The 14610-nt window shown below is 64.9% G+C and carries 18 protein-coding genes; 7 read left to right on the top strand and 11 right to left on the bottom strand.

Annotated features, from left to right (window positions below):
- The first annotated feature begins 52 nt into the window (after positions 1-52).
- Genes BMW89_RS17640 through BMW89_RS17630 form a run of 3 tightly spaced genes read left to right on the top strand, consistent with a single transcriptional unit; the run spans position 53 to position 1275 of the window.
- Positions 53-388, top strand: a complete 336-nt coding sequence (locus BMW89_RS17640) for an ArsR/SmtB family transcription factor (RefSeq protein ID WP_092028260.1) — start codon at positions 53-55, stop codon at positions 386-388.
- Positions 385-849, top strand: coding sequence for an SRPBCC family protein (locus BMW89_RS17635; RefSeq protein WP_092028259.1), 465 nt, complete (start codon positions 385-387; stop codon positions 847-849). The genes BMW89_RS17640 and BMW89_RS17635 overlap by 4 nt, the downstream gene beginning before the upstream one ends.
- Before the next feature lie 12 nt (positions 850-861).
- On the top strand, positions 862-1275 hold the full coding sequence (locus BMW89_RS17630; protein WP_092028258.1) for a GFA family protein: 414 nt from the start codon (positions 862-864) through the stop codon (positions 1273-1275).
- A 67-nt stretch (positions 1276-1342) separates the two neighbouring features.
- Here BMW89_RS17630 and adhP read toward each other — a convergent pair whose 3' ends face one another.
- Together adhP and BMW89_RS17620 are read right to left on the bottom strand one after the other, a co-directional pair.
- Positions 1343-2368 carry an alcohol dehydrogenase AdhP gene (adhP, locus tag BMW89_RS17625; protein ID WP_092028257.1) on the bottom strand — a complete coding sequence of 342 codons (1026 nt, stop codon included), beginning with the start codon at positions 2366-2368 and terminating at the stop codon, positions 1343-1345.
- 141 nt (positions 2369-2509) lie between these two features.
- A complete protein-coding gene (locus BMW89_RS17620; RefSeq protein ID WP_092028256.1) occupies positions 2510-2920 on the bottom strand; it encodes a DUF2000 family protein in 411 nt (136 codons plus the stop codon).
- A 192-nt stretch (positions 2921-3112) separates the two neighbouring features.
- Here BMW89_RS17620 and BMW89_RS17615 point away from each other — a divergent pair, with 192 nt between their 5' ends.
- Positions 3113-4228 (top strand): alpha/beta hydrolase family protein, encoded by a 1116-nt coding sequence (locus tag BMW89_RS17615; protein WP_092028255.1) that lies wholly within the window; start codon positions 3113-3115, stop codon positions 4226-4228.
- Between the two features lie 51 nt (positions 4229-4279).
- Here BMW89_RS17615 and BMW89_RS17610 read toward each other — a convergent pair whose 3' ends face one another.
- A complete protein-coding gene (locus BMW89_RS17610) occupies positions 4280-4669 on the bottom strand; it encodes a DUF4189 domain-containing protein (protein ID WP_092028254.1) in 390 nt (129 codons plus the stop codon).
- 192 nt (positions 4670-4861) lie between these two features.
- On the opposite strand from BMW89_RS17610, the gene BMW89_RS17605 reads away from it, so the two are divergent.
- Positions 4862-5347 (top strand): avidin/streptavidin family protein, encoded by a 486-nt coding sequence (locus BMW89_RS17605; protein WP_092028253.1) that lies wholly within the window; start codon positions 4862-4864, stop codon positions 5345-5347.
- A gap of 115 nt (positions 5348-5462) precedes the next feature.
- Here BMW89_RS17605 and BMW89_RS17600 read toward each other — a convergent pair whose 3' ends face one another.
- The 8 genes from BMW89_RS17600 to BMW89_RS17565 form a co-directional block, all read right to left on the bottom strand.
- Positions 5463-7067 carry an NTP transferase domain-containing protein gene (locus BMW89_RS17600; RefSeq protein WP_092028252.1) on the bottom strand — a complete coding sequence of 535 codons (1605 nt, stop codon included), beginning with the start codon at positions 7065-7067 and terminating at the stop codon, positions 5463-5465.
- On the bottom strand, positions 7064-7765 hold the full coding sequence (locus tag BMW89_RS17595) for an XdhC family protein (protein ID WP_092028251.1): 702 nt from the start codon (positions 7763-7765) through the stop codon (positions 7064-7066). The genes BMW89_RS17600 and BMW89_RS17595 overlap by 4 nt, the downstream gene beginning before the upstream one ends.
- A 2-nt stretch (positions 7766-7767) precedes the next feature.
- Positions 7768-8091 (bottom strand): XdhC family protein, encoded by a 324-nt coding sequence (locus BMW89_RS17590; RefSeq protein WP_007602422.1) that lies wholly within the window; start codon positions 8089-8091, stop codon positions 7768-7770.
- A gap of 11 nt (positions 8092-8102) precedes the next feature.
- Positions 8103-9305, bottom strand: a complete 1203-nt coding sequence (locus BMW89_RS17585) for a vWA domain-containing protein (RefSeq protein ID WP_092028250.1) — start codon at positions 9303-9305, stop codon at positions 8103-8105.
- Positions 9306-9375: 70 nt separating this feature from the next.
- Positions 9376-10314 carry an AAA family ATPase gene (locus tag BMW89_RS17580; protein WP_092028249.1) on the bottom strand — a complete coding sequence of 313 codons (939 nt, stop codon included), beginning with the start codon at positions 10312-10314 and terminating at the stop codon, positions 9376-9378.
- 61 nt (positions 10315-10375) lie between these two features.
- On the bottom strand, positions 10376-11182 hold the full coding sequence (locus BMW89_RS17575) for an FAD binding domain-containing protein (protein ID WP_092028248.1): 807 nt from the start codon (positions 11180-11182) through the stop codon (positions 10376-10378).
- 33 nt (positions 11183-11215) lie between these two features.
- On the bottom strand, positions 11216-11701 hold the full coding sequence (locus BMW89_RS17570) for a (2Fe-2S)-binding protein (protein ID WP_008137528.1): 486 nt from the start codon (positions 11699-11701) through the stop codon (positions 11216-11218).
- Between the two features lie 133 nt (positions 11702-11834).
- The gene (locus BMW89_RS17565) at positions 11835-12281 is read right to left on the bottom strand and encodes an SRPBCC family protein (protein ID WP_092028247.1); all 447 of its coding nucleotides are present in this window, start codon (positions 12279-12281) and stop codon (positions 11835-11837) included.
- Positions 12282-12452: 171 nt separating this feature from the next.
- On the opposite strand from BMW89_RS17565, the gene BMW89_RS17560 reads away from it, so the two are divergent.
- Positions 12453-13808, top strand: coding sequence for a 3-carboxy-cis,cis-muconate cycloisomerase (locus tag BMW89_RS17560; protein ID WP_092028246.1), 1356 nt, complete (start codon positions 12453-12455; stop codon positions 13806-13808).
- A gap of 19 nt (positions 13809-13827) precedes the next feature.
- A complete protein-coding gene (gene pcaD, locus BMW89_RS17555) occupies positions 13828-14610 on the top strand; it encodes a 3-oxoadipate enol-lactonase (RefSeq protein WP_092028245.1) in 783 nt (260 codons plus the stop codon).

Genomic DNA, 14610 nt, shown 5'->3' with positions numbered 1-14610 from the left:
CCGCAACGGATTAGTATTGACTAATGCATTAGCCATCGCTAATTGAATTGCCATGATCGAAGCCGCCCCGAACCCTGTGACCATCGTGATGCGCGCCCTCGCCGATCCGACCCGCCGCGCCGTGTTCGAGCGCGTGTTCGGGAGCGAGGAGATCAGCGTTGCCGAGCTGACGCGCGGCAGCGGCGTCACCCAAGGCGCGATCTCGCAGCACCTGAAATCGCTCAAGCAGGCCGGCCTCGTCGCCGAGCGCGCCGAGGGCCGCAACGTCTATTACCGCGCCGCGCCGCAAGGACTCGAACCGCTGGTCACGTGGATGGATCATTACGGCGTCTTCTGGCGCGAGCGCTTCCAGAACCTGCGTGACCTTTTGAAGGAGATCGATCCGTGAGTGCAGCCGCGTTGAAAGCCGAGACAAAAGACATCGTCATCGACGAGGTGCTCCCGCATGCGCCCGAGACGGTCTGGAAGGCGCTGACCAGCGCCCAGCTGATCGCGCGCTGGCTGATGCCACCGACCGGGTTTGAAGCCGTCGAAGGCAACACCTTCACCTTCCAGACCAAACCGGGCGGCAACTGGGACGGCGTCATTCATTGCCGGGTTCTGGAGGTCGTGGCTTTCAGGCGCCTCGTCTACGCCTGGACGGGTGGCGATGCGCGCAACACCGGCTACGGCGCGCCGCTCGACACCGTCGTCACTTGGTCCCTCACGCCGGTCGAGGCCGGCACGCGGATCCGTCTCGTGCATGCGGGCTTCGTCCTGCCGAAGAACGAGTCCGCCTACACGGTCATGAGCGGCGGCTGGAAGAAGGTCGTCAGACAGCTCGACGAGATCAGCGGCGAAGAGAGTTAAGGAGTTATCGCGATGACAAAACCCTTTACCGGCGGCTGCGCTTGCGGCGCGATCCGCTATGCGATCACCGGTGAGCCCCTGTTCAGCAATCATTGCCAGTGTCGGGACTGCCAGCGCGAAAGCGGCGGCGGCCACGGCTCGTACATGACCTTCGCGCGCGCCGGCGTCACGGTGACGGGCGACGCGAAGCACTGGGACATGGTCGGCGACAGCGGCAATGTGAAGACGCGCGGCTTCTGCACGCAGTGCGGCGTGCCGGTCTATTTGACCTTTGCCGCCATGCCCGACATCTTCACCATCCGCGCCGCAAGCCTCGACGAGCCTGCCCGCTACAAGCCGCAGGTGGTGACTTATGCCGCGCGCGGGCATGACTGGGATCGTCTCGACCCCGACCTGCCGAAATTCGCAGGCATGCCGCCGGGGTGAGGCGATCGATTCATGTTCTGACGCGTTTTCTTTACGCGAACCGGCGGCCACTTCGCTCGAAAACGCTTTAGCCAAAGTCCAGCACCACGCGGCCGTCGATCTTGCCGGCCTTCATGCGCTCGAAGACGTCGTTGATTTGCGCAAGCGGCACCTTGGTCACCTCGGCCTTGACCTTGCCGTCGGTGGCGAATGCGATGGCCTCATCCAGATCGCGGCGTGTGCCGACGATGGAGCCGCGCACGGTGATGCGCTTGAGCACGACGTCGAAGATCGGCGTCGGGAATTCACCCGGCGGCAGGCCAACGAGGCTGACGGTGCCCTTCCGGCGCACCATCTTCAGCGCCTGGGCGAAGGCGGCGGTCGAGACCGCCGTCACCAGCACGCCATGCGCCCCGCCTCCGGTCGCCGCCAACACCTTGTCCACGGCATCGGCCGCGAGCGCGTTGACCGCGAGATCGGCGCCGGCTTCCCGTGCGAGCTTCAGCTTGTCCTCGGCGATATCGACGGCCACGACCTTGAGCCCCATCGCCTTGGCGTACTGGATCGCGACGTGGCCGAGCCCGCCGACGCCCGAGATCACCACCCACTCGCCGGGCCTTGCTTCCGTTTCCTTCAATCCCTTGTAGGTGGTGACGCCGGCGCACAGGATCGGCGCGATGGCGGCGAAGTCGATCGTCGCCGGCAGTTTTGCCGCGAAGGCCGCCGAGGCGATGACATATTCGGCGAAACCGCCATTCACGCTGTAGCCGGTGTTGTGCTGGTGCTCGCACAGCGTCTCCCAGCCGGTCTCGCAATATTCGCAAGACATGCAGGCGTCATGCAGCCAGGCGACACCGACGGCATCGCCGACTTTCAGATTTTTCACGCCGGGCCCGAGGGCAGCAACGATGCCGGCCACCTCATGACCGGGGATGAAGGGCGGAACCGGCTTCACCGGCCAGTCACCGGAGGCGGCGTGCAGGTCGGTGTGACAGACGCCACACGCCTTCACCTTGACCAGAACCTCGCCGGGACCGGGCTGCGGCACCGGGACATCCTCGATCACCAGTGGCTTGCCGAATTGTCTGACGATTGCGGCTTTCATGGTCGGCATCGGTCTGCTCCTTTGCATTATGCAAAGCAGACTAGCGATGCCGGGCGGCGCGCCCTTTGATTGGGGTCAAACCGCACAAAGTTTACGCAAGCCCTTGCGCGATCGTGACATCGCGATGACGACGCGACGCGCGAAGACGCGTCAGCTGTGGAACTTGAGTCCGTCGACGATCTTGTCGATCACCTTGCGCTCGGCGCGCATGGCGATACCGACAAGATTGAGGTCGGTGCGCGCCACCGCCCTCACCGCTTCGCGATTGGCAGCGTCATGCGTGGTCTTGAACATGTCCTCGGTATAGACCGCCGGCTTGACGTTGCGCGTCAGCGCACGATCGAGCGCGCGCGTCAGCGCCGCACCGTCGGCGCCGTAGATCAGGATCGGCTGACCGATCAGGGACAGGTATTTCGTCCCCGAGCCGTCCTCATAATTCTCGCCGATACATTCGGGAAAGGCGGCCGCGATGCCACCTGAGAGGAAGGATGCGACGTTGAGCTTCTGCCAGGCTTCCAGGTCGGTGCGGATCACGACCGCGATCTTGGTGTCGAATTGCATGGTGCCAGTCTAGCGCCATCGCGCTGGAAGACCAGCCCCGGCGCCGCCGGCCCAGGGGCGGCTCACGCACTTTCTGCGTCCGGCGAGTAGCCCTCATGGGCCAAATCGGATTTCCCCATATCGTCTTCGCACTCGTTACATCATGCAATGCCATGATAGGACTGCCCAAGCGTCCCAGTCCGAGGGTTTCGTATGCGAATCCTGATCGCGCTGCTTCTGTCGTTCGTCACCGTTGCGCATGCCGAAGACCGCGGGCTCCTGCCCGGTCTGATCAGCGCGCCCATGCTGTTGCCCGTCAACCTGTCCGGTAAGGATTTGACGCTCGACAGCTATGTCGTTCGCCCGGATCGCACCGGCCGATTTCCGCTGGTGGTCATGACCCATGGCACGCCGGGCGGATGGGACGACGCATTCTTCCGCAACATTGCAAAGCGCACTCCGACCAATTTCAACGCAGCGGCCGTCGCCCTGGCGCAGCGCGGCTATGCGACTTTGTCCATCATGCGCCGCGGCTTCGGGTTGTCGGGAGGAGGCTATTCCGAGAAACTGCCAACACCCTGCGATTACCTTCCGGCCGTGCGCATAGGGGCGGCCGATACCATTGCGGCGATTGCTGCGGTTCGAAGCGAGCCCTGGGTCGATCCTGACCGCATCCTGCTGCTTGGCCATTCGACTGGCGGACTTACCATGCTCGCGGTCGCGGAGCGAAATCCGACTGGGGTCGTGGGTATCCTGAACTTCGATGGCGGTTACCACTCGATGGCCAAGCCGGGCGAAGCTTGCAGCCCTGATCGTCTCGTCGACACGGTCGCGGCGCTCGGCCGCTCCGCCCGCGTGCCCGCTCTCTGGCTCTATGCTGAAAACGACCAGTCATACGGTCCCGACCTGGCGCGTCAGATGTCCGCCGCGTACGCGGCCGGCGGCGCGCCAGTGCGATTGCAGATCCTGCCAGCCTTCGGAACGGATGGCCATGACCTCATCACGATGGCTGCGTCCAGCACCTGGCTCCCTGTCGTGGAATCGTTCCTTGCGGAGCTCAAGCTGCCGACCGCGGTCGTGATTGATCTGCCGGAGCCTGCCCCGATTCCATCACCGCCTGGACTATCGCCCGGCTGCCAGAAGGTATTTTCCGGCTATGTGACTTATCGCAGCGACGCCAAGGCATTTGCCGTCAATGACAAGGGAGGCTGCGGCACAGCCGCCGGCCGAACAGCCGCAGAGGCGCGCGACAACGCCGTCGCGGACTGCCTGAACAGGGGCACCGCCTGTCATGTGTATGCTGTCGGCCAGCATTTGGTCGAGAACTGAGCGATACGATGGGTCCGCGTGCGCACCCCTTTGGCTTTCCGGATATTCTGCCTAGCCCTTGGCGTCGCAGGCCCAGGCGCGGATCACGCATTCCTTGCCGCCGAATTTGTAGCATTCGCGCGTGGCGGCGTTCAGCGTAGCCGAGATCTTCGGCTTGACGGCATAGCCATAGGCGCCGCAAGGGTTGGACAGATCGACCGACATCGCAGCGCAGGCGCGCTTCATCGTCACCGTCGTGCAGTCGCCCTTGCACTGCTTCTGCGCAGCTGCACGGGCCTCGTGCTCGGCACCGTAGTCGAAGGCCTGGCCATAGGCCCCGCATTTGCCGACCGCAATGGCGCCTGCAGCATGCGCATCCGTGATGTGGCGAGCGCCCGCGATACAAACCGACAGCGCAAAGAAAAACATCGCGCAGCGACGCGCGACAACGTTCGAAGTCATGGAAAAACCCCTCCCCCCAAGGCAGGTGGAGAGGACTGTAAGCGCCGGTCGTTTCCAGATGGTGAACGAGTGGTTGAAAAGCCGCGCGGCACGAACGAGTCAATATATACATCTTTTAGTTGTAAAGCTAAACCTCTTCATTTAAAGTGGTTGCAGGGGACGAGCTCCAAGCAGAGGCCGGAGGAAACGACCATGCGTCAAATCAATCGAATGCTTCTGGGAATGCTTGCGTCGGTGTGCCTGATCGGACAACTGCATGCGCAGGCGGTGAACTGGACCTGGACCAACCAGTACGGATCGACGCTCGCCATCACAAGCTACAACTCGAATACGGGAGCGATGGCCGGGACCTACACCAATAACGCGGCGAACAGCTGCGACGAAGGCAAGCCGCAGGGCGCGACGGGTTGGCTCGCGTCCGGCAACACAGGAACGGCCATCAGCTTCAGCGTCAACTTCGTCGGCTGCGGTTCGACGGCCGTCTGGACCGGACAGCTCAACAATAATACGGGCTTCCAGGGATTGTGGTATCTGTCGCTCGCCGAAGCCATCGCCTGGAACGGCATCAGCGTGGGCGCCGACACGTTCACGTTCGCCAGTGGCGACAAGGCCTTGCTGACGAAGAGCGGCGTCAATCTGAAGGCCGCGAGCGAGAAACTCTCGAACACCAAGAAATAGGCGAGCGGTGGACCTGCTGTAGGGCCGGCAAAGGCGCGAAGCGCCGTGCCCACCATCTGTCCGTAGCGCAATCTGGAATTCGCGGGCACGCTTTCGCTTTGCCCACCCTAAGGCACTATCCCCGCCGCGCCGCTTCCAGCGCCTGCGGCGTGTCGATGTCGAGGAAGGCGCCCTCGCCGTCGACGGTCACTTCAGCGACGGCCTCGGTGTGCTTGGCGATCAAATGCCGCGCGCCGACGTCGCCGTCGAGCGCCATCAACTCCTTGAAGAAGCGGCGCGCCCACAGCACGGGATTGCCGCGACGACCATCGCTGACGGGCACGACGATGAGGTTGCCGCGATCCGGCGCAAAGCCGTCAATGAGGCGGTCGATCAGGCCGGCGTCGATCAGCGGCATGTCGCCGAGACAAACCACGGCACCGTCGCAGGCCTCAGGCACGGCCGCGATGCCTGATTTGACCGAGCTTGCGATACCGCCGGCGAAATCCGGATTCTTGACGAAGCGCACCTTCAGGCCTTGCAGCGCCTGCTCGACCAGATCGGTCTGATGGCCGGTGACGACGATCACCTCGGATGCCTTTGAGGCCAGCGCCTGCTCGGTCGCGATCCGCACCAGCTTCTTGCCGTCGAGCTCGGCCAAGAGCTTGTTCGGCCCGCCCATCCGGGTCGAGCGGCCCGCCGCGAGCACGATGGCTGCGATATTGCTGTTGCCTTCGATCTCGGGCTTGGCCCGCGGCTGCGGCCGCGTCACGATCTCCATCAGCAGGCCGCCGACGCCCATGCCCATCAGCTCGGACCGCGTCACCTTGATGCCGGCGAGCAGCCGCATCAGCACCCAGTCAAACCCGTTCTCGACCGGCGAGCGCGCGCAGCCCGGCGCGCCCAGCACCGGCACGCCGCCGGCGCGCGCGATCAGCAGAAGGTTGCCTGGATCGACCGGCATGCCGAAATGCTCGATCTCGCCGCCGATCCCGGTGACGGCGGCCGGGATCACATCGCGGCGGTCGGCGATCGCGGAGGCCCCGAACACGATGACGAGCTCGGCGCCAAGGCCGAGCAATTCCTTGATCGCGGCCGACAGCGCACGCTCGTCGTGCTGGACCCGCCGCTCCGCGATGATGCTGGCACCCGCCGGCGCGAGCCGCTCGGCGGTGACGCGCAGCGTCTTGTCGATCACCTTCGAAGAGAGACCCGGCAGCAGCGTCGAAACGACGCCGACGCGCTTGATGACGTAGGGCGCGATCTTCAGCACGTCGTGGCCAGCGGCCTTCACCGCGGCATCGCGCAAATTCCCTTCGACGCCGAACGGGATGATCTTGACGGTGCCGACCATCTCGCCCTCGACCACCGGCTTGTAGGCCGTGAGCGTCGCGAAGGTGATGGCTTCGTCGATATTGTTGATGCGGTCCACCGCGGCGCGGTCGATCACCAGCACGCCCGGACTTGCGGCGAACAGATTGGCACGGCCGGTGAAGGCGCGCTCGACATGGATGCCCTCGCCGCCGATGGCAAGCGCGATGCCGGCGGCCGCAACGTCCTCGGAGACGTCGCCCTCCTCCATGCGCACCACCACGACGTCCTTAATGCCGGCGCGCGTCAACGCCTCGACCTCGGCAGCGCCGATCGTCGTACCCTTCTTCAGCACCAGCGCACCCTGGCGCAGGGTGTGGACGGTCACCCCGCCGATCGCATCCTTGGGGCTCGCCGGTCCGAACTTCATGCCGCTTCTTCTTTTTCTTTCGGAGGTAGCCGAAGCACCGCCGTGATCTCGGCCATGATCGACACCGCGATCTCCGACGGTGAGACCGCACCGATCGCAAGCCCGATGGGCGCGCGGATGCGCGCGATGTCAGTATCCTTGGCACCCTGCGCGCGCAGCCGGTCGCCGCGCTTGGCATGCGTCTTCCGCGAACCGAGCGCGCCGATATAGAAGCAGTTGCGCTCGAAGGCGTGCAGCAGCGCGGGATCGTCGATCTTGGGATCGTGCGTCACCGCGACGAAAGCCGTGTAGGCATCGACATTGAGCGGCGGCAGCGCGGTGTCGGGCCATTCGGCGACCAGCGGGATATCAGGGAAGCGCTCCGGGCTTGCAAAGGCTGTGCGGGGATCGACCACGGTGACGTCGTAGCCGAGCGAGCGTGCCAGCGGCGCCAGGGCCTGGCTGATATGGACCGCGCCGATGATGACGAGCTTCGCGGTCGGCGCGTAGACGTTGAGGAACAGTTTTTTGCCGCCGGCCTCGACATTGCCGCTCTTGCCCATGCGAAGCTGCTTGTCGAGTTCGGCGTGCAGCGGGTCTTTGGCGAAATCCGCGGATTTCACCAGGCGCTGCTCGCCGTTCTCGGTGTCTGTCACCAGGATCGCAGGGCGGCGCGCTGCGCGCTCTACGTTGAGTTCGTGCAAAATTGCGAGCTTCACGGCTAGCCGACCTTCTCGACGAAAACGCGGATGGTGCCGCCGCAGGACAGCCCGACATTCCAGGCGGTCTCGTCGGCGACGCCGAACTCCAGCATCCTCGGCTTGCCGCTCTGGATCACGTCCATGGCCTCGGTGACCACAGCGCCCTCGACGCAGCCGCCGGAGACCGAGCCCAGGAAGGTGCCTTCGTCGTTGATGACGAGGCTCGAGCCCGCCGGACGCGGGGCCGAGCCCCAGGTCTCCACCACAGTCGCCAGCGCGACGCCACGGCCGGCCTTCTGCCAGTCCTCCGCCGCCTTCAGAATATCCTCGTCGCGATCGAGCATGGCTTTGCCTCTCAGGCTGCGGAGCGGATCAGGCTGCGGTGATGCGGCGGCAGCGGCCGGGAGAGCGTGCTGACCAGCTCGTGAATTGAACTCAAATTATGCACGGGACGGAATTCGTCAACGTGCGGGAGCATCATTTTAATGCCCTGCGCCTTGGCCTCGAACCCGCCGAACCGCAGCAGTGGATTGAGCCAGATCAGCCGCCTGCAGGACCGATGCAGCCGGTCCATCTCGAAGGCGAGCTTGGAATCGGCCTCCCGCTCCAGTCCGTCGGAGATCAGCAGCACGATGGCGCCCTGGCTCAGCACGCGCCGCGCCCACAATTTGTTGAAGTTGTGCAGCGAGGCCGAGATCCTTGTGCCGCCGGCCCAGTCCTCGACCGAGGCCGAGCAGCTCGCCAGCGCCTCATCAGGATCGCGCTGGCGCAGCGCCCGGGTGACGTTGGTAAGCCGGGTGCCGAACAGGAACACCGAGACGCGCTTGCGGGCGTCGCCGACGGCATGGAGAAAATGCAGGAACAGGCGGGTGTACTCGCTCATCGAGCCCGAGATATCGAGCAGCGCCACGATCGGCGCCGGCTTCTCGATCCGCCCGAGGCGATGGATGTCGATGATCTCGCCGCCGGTCCGCAAGGATGCGCGCAGCGTGCGACGCAAATCGATGCGCAGGCCATGCAGATCGGGCCGATGCCGACGCGTCAGCAGCTCGGCCTGCGGCAGCCGCATCCGCTCGATGGCGCGGAGCGCTTCGGTGATCTCCGCCGCGCTCATCTGCGCAAAATCCTTCTTCTGAAGGATCTCCTTGTCGGAGACCGACAGGCGCAGATCCTGCTCCTGGTGCTGCGGTGTCTCGGTCATTCGCGGCTGCGACATCGCCTCCTGCACGCGGCGGGAGCCGGCCTGCGGCTTCTTCTTGGCCTGCTCCGGCAGCGGCACCGAATCCAGCATGTGCTTCCACTCTTCCGAGGCGCGGAAGAACAGGTTGAAGGCCTGCTTGAAGACCAGCGCATGCTCATGGCGCTTGACGAAGATCGCCTCCAGCGTGGTGAAGACGTCGGCGCGGTTGCCGATGTCGATCACCTGGAGCGCGCTCATGGCATCGATCACCGCACCCGGGCCCACCGGCATGCCGGCCGAACGCAGCGCGCGAGCGAAGCCGACGATGTTGTCGGCAAACTGCTCGGTTTGCTCGGGCGCCAGGTGGTTGATGGCCATGGTTCAGCACTCTCACTCGTCATTCCGTCGCGGCGCGCCGAATGACGAGTTCAGTCGTGACGCACGCGCGTCAATTCTCGCTCGTCGCTTCCTTCAGCACCTTTTGCAGGGTGTCGCCCTGCATGCGGGTGATGTCGTCCTGATACTTGAGCAGCGCGCCCAGCGTGTCGCCGACCACTTGCGGGGTCAGCGAGCGGGCGTCGAGCTCTGACAGTGCGGTGGCCCAATCGATGGTCTCGGCGACACCCGGCGACTTGTAGAAATCCTGGTTGCGCAGCGCCTGCACGAAGCGAACGACCTGCTGCGACAGCTTTGCCGAGATGCCCGGCACGCGCGATTTGACGATCGCGAGCTCGCGGTCGGCGGCGGGATAATCGACCCAGTGATAGAGACAGCGCCGCTTCAGCGCGTCGTGAATCTCGCGGGTGCGGTTGGAGGTGATGATCACGATCGGCGGGTGCGGCGCCTTCACGGTGCCGAATTCGGGAATCGTCACCTGGAAGTCGCTGAGGATTTCGAGGAGATACGCCTCGAACGCCTCGTCGGCGCGGTCGAGCTCGTCGATCAGCAGAACCGGCGGTCCCGCAACGTCGGGCTCCAGCGCCTGGAGCAGCGGACGCTTGATCATGTAGCGGTCGGCGAAGATGTCGGACGACAATTGATCGCGATCGGTGTCGCCGGCGGCTTCCGCCATCCGGATCGCGATCATCTGCGCGGCGCTGTTCCACTCGTAGACCGCGGAGGAGACGTCGAGGCCCTCGTAGCACTGGAGCCGGATCAGTTTCCGTCCGAGCGCCGCCGACAGCACCTTTGCGATCTCGGTCTTGCCGACGCCGGCCTCACCTTCGAGAAACAGCGGCCGGCCCATGCGCAGCGACAGATAGGTCACCGTCGCCAGCGATCGCTCCGCGAGATAGCCGCGCGACGTCATAAGTTCGAGCATCGCATCGACCGAGGCCGGCAATACACCTGAAGTATTGGCACCGGACGTATTGGCCGCTGAGGTCATGAAAAAGCCAGTCTCGCTACGCCCTCACCGGGGACAAGTTTGGCCGAGGCGTGAGGTTCACTCACTCCTTGGCGTTGGCGGCGTCGAGGGCGCGCCGTGTCAGCACCCCGATGAGATGCGCGCGGTATTCGGCGCTGCCGTGGATGTCGCTGTTGAGGCCGTCCGCCGGCACCTCGATGCCTTCGAGCGCTTTCGCGGCAAAGCGCTTCTTCAGCGCTTCCTCGAATGCCTCGACCCGGAATACGCCATCCGAGCCGGCGCCGGTGACGGCAACGCGCACGTCCGACGGACGCCGCGCCACGAACACGCCGACCAGCGCGTACCGCGAGGCCTGGTTGCGGAACTTGATGTAGGCCGCCTTCTTCGGCAGCGGGAACATCACCTTGGTGATGATCTCGTCGGCTTCGAGCGCCGTCGTGAACAGGCCCTGGAAATACTCTTCCGCCTTGAGGCGGCGCTTGTTGGTGACGATGGTGGCGCCGAGCGCGAGCACCGCGGCCGGATAGTCCGCGGTCGGATCGTTGTTGGCGAGCGAGCCACCAATCGTGCCCTTGTGGCGCACGGCGGGATCGCCGATCTGGCCGGCGAGATTAGCCAGCGCCGGAATGGCTTCACCGACGATCGCGGAGCCCGCGACCTCGGCATGCTTGGCGGTGGCGCCGATCACCAGCGCGCGGCCCTTCATCTCGATCGTGTTGAGCCCCTCGATATGGGAGAGGTCGACGAGATGCGGCGGGCTGGCGAGACGCTGCTTCATGACGGGAATCAGCGTGTGGCCGCCGGCCACCAATTTGGCGTCCTCGTTCTTCACCAGGAGGTTAGCGGCCTGCCGAACGGTGCCGGGGCGATGGTATTTAAATTCGTACATCTGAATGTCCTGATCGCGGAATGCGCGCGCGGTTTAGGCGAGGTCGGATTTCGCCATCGCCTTGGCGCCGGCGGAGATCGAGGCGACGATATTCTGGTAGCCGGTGCAGCGGCAGAGATTGCCTTCCAGCTCTTCCCGGATCGTATGGTCGTCGAGCTCGTTGCCCTTACGGTGGACGATGTCGATCGCGGTCATGATCATGCCGGGCGTGCAGAAGCCGCACTGCAGGCCATGGTGCTCGCGGAAGGCTTCCTGCATCGGATGCAGCGGCGCGCCGTCGGCAGCCAACCCCTCGATCGTCTTGACCTCGTGGCCGTCGGCCATCACGGCAAGCGTGGTGCAGGACTTCACGGCCTTGCCGTCGAGATGCACCACACAGGCGCCGCACTGCGAGGTGTCGCAGCCGACATGGGTGCCGGTCAGGCGCAGATTTTCACGCAGGAACTGCACCAGGAGGGTGCGGGGATCGACGTTGGCCGTCACAGGATTGCCGTTCACGATAAGGGAGATTTTTGCCATAAGCACTCTCTATCAGCGCCCCGACGGGTCCCGTCGAAGCGGTTCTTATAATTATTCCAACCCATCATATGGGCCATTATGCCCGGGGGCAACATCACCCGGGACGCAAGGCGCCATGCCAAAAGGATGGCCTTCAGCCCTGTACCGCCTTGGCGAAATTCGTGAAAAACTCGTCGCCCAGCTTCTTGGCGGCGCCATTGATCAGGCGCTGTCCGAGCTGCGCCAACTTGCCGCCGATCTGCGCCTCGACCTCGTAGGACAACAACGTGCCGCCGTCCTTCTCCGCGAGCTTGACCACCGCGCCGCCCTTGGCGAAGCCGGCGACCCCGCCCTCGCCTTCACCTGATATCTTGTAGCCGTTCGGCGGGTCGAGATCGCTGAGTGTGACCTTGCCCTTGAAGCGCGCCGACACCGGCCCGACCTTCATTTTCGCCGTCGCACGAAAGCCGCCGTCCTCGGTCTTCTCCAGCTCCTCGCAGCCGGGGATGCAGGCCTTCAGCACCGCGGGGTCGTTGAGCTTCTCCCACACGGCCTCGCGTGGCGCCGCAAGCTGGACTTCGCCGTTCATTGTCATGGCCATGGGGTGCCTCCCGGGATGCGTCACTATAATGCTGCTCAAGTAACGCACAGAGGCCGCAAAGGAAAGGGTGCCCCCCGGTCACGTGCAATGCATATTCGCACCTGCAAAAAGCCTTGTCCGGACGGTTTGGGATTGGCACAGCCGGGGCATGGTGATTAGGTCCCGCGCAACATGAGCACAGCCCTCTCCCCCCTGCTCGCGCCGATGCTGTCGAGCGCGGCCATGCGCGCCGTTTGCGACGACCGGTCCATGCTCCAGAACATGCTCGATTTCGAGGCAGCCTTGGCACGGGCCGAGGCCGCCACGGGTGTGATTCCCGCATCCGCGGTGCGCCCGATCGAAGCCGCCTGCAAGGCTGATTCCGTTGACGTGGCCGCCCTGGCGGAAGCCGCGACGCGATCCGGCAACCTCGCAATCCCCCTGGTCAAGATGCTGACCGCCAACGTCGGCAAGGCCGATGCGGAGGCTGCGCGCTACGTGCATTGGGGCGCGACCAGCCAGGACGTCATCGATACCGCGACCATGCTCACCTTGCGCGCCGGCATCGATGCGATCGACGCCGACCTCAGCCGCGCCATCAAGGGTTTTGCCGCGCTGGCACGCAACCACCGCAACACCGCGATGGTGGCGCGGACCTGGCTCCAGCACGCGCTGCCGATGCCGTTCGGGCTGAAGGCGGCCGAATATGCCGCAAGCCTTGCGCGCGCTCGCTGCCGGCTGCGGCGATTGCGCCGCGAGGGTCTGGCGCTGCAATTCGGCGGCGCGGCCGGCACGCTGGCAGCCCTTGGCGACAAGGGGCTCGCAGTTTCCGAGAGGCTGGCGCAGGAGCTGAACCTGCCACTTCCGGAAGCGCCCTGGCACACTCATCGCGACCGGATCGCGGAGGCTGCATCGGCCTTCGCAATCCTCGCCGGAAGCTGTGGCAAGATCGCGCGCGACGTCTCGCTGATGATGCAGACCGACGTCGGCGAAGCCTTTGAGCCCGCCGGCGAAGGCCGTGGTGGCTCCTCCACCATGCCGCACAAGCGCAACCCGGTCGCAGCCGCAAGCGCGCTCGGTTGCGCGACCATGGCGCCGCAGCTCGCCGCGACGATTTTTGCTGCACAAGTGCAGGATCACGAGCGCAGCGCCGGTCCCTGGCACGCGGAATGGCCGACGCTGCCGCAATTGATGCTTGTTACCTCAGGGGCGCTTGCCGCCATCGTCGATATCGCCGAAGGCCTCGACGTCGATGCCGCGCGCATGCGCAGCAACCTCGATGCGACGCACGGGCTGATCATGGCCGAGGCCGTCACCTTCGCGCTGGCCGAGAAAATCGGCAAGAGCGATGCGCATCATCTCATCGAGGCCGCGAGCAAGCGTGCGGTCGCCGAGAAGAAGCATCTGCGCGAGGTGCTGTCAGCCGATTCGCAGGTCGCCGCGCACCTCGCGCCGGAAAAAATTGCGGCATTGTTCGAGCCGATGGCCTATCAAGGGGCTTCCCAAACCCTGATCGACCGGCTGCTCGACAGCCTCGACCGCGAATAAGATACGACGGAGACGCCGCATGCCCATGATCGATGCCGACGGTTGCCTGATCAACGTCTCCGTCGAAGGCCGCGACGGCGGGCCGACCCTGATGCTCTCCAATTCGCTCGGCTGCACGCTTCAGATGTGGGAGCCGCAGATGAAGGCGCTGACGCAGCTATTTCGCGTCATCCGCTACGACCGCCGCGGCCACGGCAAGTCCAACGTGCCGCCCGCGCCCTACACGCTGGAGCGCTTCGGCCGCGACGTGCTGGCGATCCTCGACGATCTCAACATCGAGAAGGTGCATTGGTGCGGCCTGTCGATGGGCGGCATGGTCGGGCAATGGCTGGGCGCCAACGCGCCGGAGCGCTTCGGCAAGCTCATCCTCGCCAACACCTCCTGCTATTATGCCGAGCCGACCAAATGGCTGGAGCGTATCGACGCGGTGAAGAAGGGCGGCATCGCCGCGGTCGCCGATGCCGTGATCGCGGGCTGGCTGACCCAGGATTTCCGCGAGCGCGAGCCCGACATCACCGCAAGGATGAAATCGATGCTGCTCGCCACCCCGGTTGAAGGGTATCTGGCCTGCTGCGAGGCGCTTTCGACGCTCGACCAGCGCGAGTTGTTGCCTGAGATCAAGAGCCCGACGCTTGTCATCGCCGGCCGTCACGACATGGCGACGCCGATCTCGGCGGGTGAATTGATCCGCTCGAGCATTCCCGGTGCGAGCATGACCATCATCGACGCCGCCCACATTTCCAATGTCGAGCAGCCGCACGCCTTCACCGACGCGGTGGTGGGATTCCTGACGCAGCGCTGA

The sequence above is a fragment of the Bradyrhizobium sp. OK095 genome (assembly GCF_900109945.1).
Taxonomy (GTDB): domain Bacteria; phylum Pseudomonadota; class Alphaproteobacteria; order Rhizobiales; family Xanthobacteraceae; genus Bradyrhizobium.
The sequence above is the reverse complement of the archived record's forward strand: the minus strand, read 5'-3'. Positions and strand labels throughout refer to the sequence as shown.